Annotated in this window: 2 protein-coding genes; one reads left to right on the top strand and one right to left on the bottom strand. The window is 59.6% G+C overall.

Translation table 11 applies throughout. From position 1 onward, the window contains the following. Nucleotides 1–694 precede the first annotated feature (694 nt). Nucleotides 695–1084 (bottom strand): EF-hand domain-containing protein, encoded by a 390-nt coding sequence (locus BMW66_RS19720; RefSeq protein WP_093120870.1) that lies wholly within the window; start codon nucleotides 1082–1084, stop codon nucleotides 695–697. Nucleotides 1085–2286: 1202 nt separating this feature from the next. Between BMW66_RS19720 and BMW66_RS19730 the strand changes: the two genes are divergently transcribed. Beyond that, nucleotides 2287–3301: PKD domain-containing protein (locus tag BMW66_RS19730; RefSeq protein WP_175483342.1), on the top strand; the 1015-nt coding region annotated here is incomplete at its 3' end.

Consider the following 3301-nt stretch of genomic DNA (forward strand, 5'->3'; position numbering starts at 1 on the left):
ATCGGCCCTGAGAGACCACTTTCACGCCTCCCAACACCCGAGCCAGTGTTCAGCTCCTCCCGCATAACCCTCGAAAACAACGAGAAAATTCGGCCACAGCCGGATCGGGAGAACGCTTTCGCGAGGGCAAGTGGCGGAGGGGACGGGACCGGGTTCGAACGTTCTCCACCCTAAGTCATTGTTTCCATTTGATCCAGAATCGCACTTTGCGCATTGCCCATCAATCATGACTCGGCCTACCGGAGTCGCATCCGCTTGATGTGGCGCACTTTGTGTCCTGGTCGGACTCAATGAGCGTGCGGATTCAGCCCGGTCGCTAGTGCGAGGTGGCGGGCTTAATGATGCATGCCAACTGTCATCAGGCCCATGAACCCGAGGGCCCTGATGCGGTCAGGGTCGGACCCGGTCACGATCAATACCGCGCCACCCGGGATCTCCGCCGCCTGTATTGTACAACCTTCGACACGATCCATCGTCGCTGCGTGGGCGCGGACCATGGCGCGGATCGATCGGGTGACTGCCGCGTGTTCTGAAGTCGCCTCGAAGCGGGCAGGCGGCGCGGCTCAGGTCGGAGTTCCGATCGCTACCAAGAGTGGCGGACCGTCTCGATGCCTGGCTCGGCGAGGACAATTGCCTGCCCGAGAAGGGCCCTGGCATGTGAGTTCCTCAGCTAGCGCAGAATGTGTGTCCAACTTCAATTGTCTCGTGCCGCGCTCTGTGCCGCTTCGAATTCGTCGAAGGTCAGAGAACCGTTCGCATCCTCGTCGAACCTTTCAAACATATTTCGGTGACCTTCAAGAAATTCAGCCAGATGCAGCTTTCCGTCTTCATCAGTATCGAAAGCCGAAAGCGGCCGGGCCGGTCCCTGAAACTCATCCACGGTCAGGATACCATCCATGTCCGCGTCCATGTCCATGAACTGGCCTGTGCGGACTTCGTAGGCTTCCGCCCAGGTGATGGCGCCGCTTTGATCCGCATCCAGCCCGTCGAAGGCAGCCTCCGCTTCCTGTGCGGAGCCACGCTCCGTCGCAGCACCGAACGCGGCAAGTCCGACGATCACGAAGATGATTTTGGTGGCGTGCATAAAAGATCCAATCCTTGAACTACATTTCCTTTTAAACACCGGCGGGGCTGCCTCGTTCCATTAGGAAGCCCGCTTCGTGAGTGTATACACCGAATATGAGCTGGCACCCCGTTGTCTGCGGTGATCCTGGCCCCTGACCATTGGGCACGGCTGGCTCCAATGTCACTTCGGGGGGGTCGCTCGTGCCAAATGTTACGATTTTGCACGGTGGTGATGTCTGGCAAGGTGTTAACAGGACGAGGCAGGATATGGTATCTTCAGGGCGATCAATCGAAGGGCATGTCACATATGTGCGCGACGGTAACACGATCGAAGTCGCTTATGTTCCAGTCAGGATCGCCAAGCTCGACTGTGCCGAGAGCGGCAGTATGGCGGGCAACAGGGCGACCAAGCGTATGCACGCTTGTGCACTCGGAAACGGTACCGTGCAGATTGAGCGGCAAGAGATCGTATGACCGACATGTCGGCACGTGCTATCTTGCCGACGGGCGCAATATCGGACAGATCCTGCAGGCCAAGAGCACCTGCAGGAGGTGGCGATAGTGAGGGGTTGGGGCTGTATCCACCCGACTTTTCGCTGGCGGTATCTCGGCAAAATCGAGAAGTGGCCTTGCACCTGTGGCGCATCTCTTGCCAACGGAGGAGAACAATCACCCACGCATCACGAATGTGTGACCTGATTGCATCAGCGGAAAATTGCTGATCCCCCGGTGCTTGAAGCTCGCCCGTAGACCGGGCCAATTGTGCCCGAATTGACCGTATCGGCGTCCGTCGCTTTGCGTCAATAGAGCATCCGAGAATCGATCCCGGTCCGCCGGAGGACGAGGATCGGCGAGAGCGAGCAGGCGCAGTGACAGCATACCAACACCACCGAACTAAAAGACCGTTCGACTTGGGCGGCACACGGGCAACGATCTGTGTGTCTCGTCCCGTCCTGCGGCCCGTACATGCCCGCCGTTGGTTTGACGAATGTGGGCGCAAAGTCCCGCCACGGCGGCCGGGCGTTTGGCGGCAATACCCCGTCAAGAACGGCCTTTATCATGGCCTGAGTGACGCACGAAAAACTATCAATCTACGTCGCCGCGCCGCAGCACGGACAGAATCTGACCACAATCCATTCCTACGGCGCATGAACCCCTCATGCGAGTGACTTTAACCTTTCATCGGCGACCCCTCGCCTACGCCCAAGGAGGGCTGATACCATGCGCGCGTTTTTTTGCCTCACGTTGATTGCGGCCCTTCTGCAAGTTGGAAATGCCCGGGCGTTTACGGCGTTGGATGATGAGTCAACCTATGAGTATCTCGGTTTTTGCATTGTCGATAAGCGCGTAAACAGCGCGCAACAATCTGCCTCCCTAGTGGTTGAGTTTTTTGAACCGGAGGGCACCCGGTGGGACAATGGAACCGTGCAATCCTGGGGCATGCCATTGGGCAAGAGGGAGCTTGCAGACTACTGCCTCGGCACCCCAGAGAGTAACATCACGGGGTTTCAACAGAACGGGGCCGACGGCACGTTCGAGACTGACAATTACATCGGGTTCACATTCACATTGACAACCGATACGTTCGAACTCCCGGCAGGAACATATGAATACAAGATCGGGTCCGGGTCATTGTTGAATCCCAACGCGGCACCGGTGGCTGATGCCGGGGCGGCGCAGTCTGTGGTGTCGGGGACGCAGGTTACCCTGAGCGGGTCGGGCACCGATGCCGACGGCTCCATCACAAGCTATGCCTGGACCCGCACCGGCGGCACCGGCAATGCAGCCAATGCAGTTCTATCGGATACGACCGCGCAGAACCCGACTTTCACCGACAGCTCGCTGATCCCCGGCGACGGCCCTGAAACACATATCTTTCAACTCGTGGTCACAGACGACGACGGAGCCACGTCCGCGCCGGACACGGTGGAGATCACGGTGAGCGCGCCTTCGGATGTTGCGGCGACGGCGGATGCGGGCCCGGATGCCTCGGTGGCTTCGGGCGCGTCGGTGACGCTCGACGGTTCGGGCTCGGATGCCAACAATGACGGTCAGAGCCTGACCTGGTCCTGGACCCAGACCGGCGGCCCGTCGGTGACGCTGGACGATGCGACGGCGGAGAGCCCCGGCTTCACCGCGCCGACGCTGGTTGCGGGTGCGGCCGACGAGGTGCTGAGCTTCAGCCTTGTGGTGAATGACGGCGTTGGGGATTCCGCGCCGGACACGGTGGAGATCA

This window comes from Salinihabitans flavidus (assembly GCF_900110425.1).
Lineage (GTDB): Bacteria > Pseudomonadota > Alphaproteobacteria > Rhodobacterales > Rhodobacteraceae > Salinihabitans > Salinihabitans flavidus.

Bases quoted from the DNA above. Each gene is read 5' to 3' on its own strand.
- BMW66_RS19720 (WP_093120870.1), bottom strand. From the start codon at position 1,084: ATGCACGCCACCAAAATCATCTTCGTGATCGTCGGACTTGCCGCGTTC.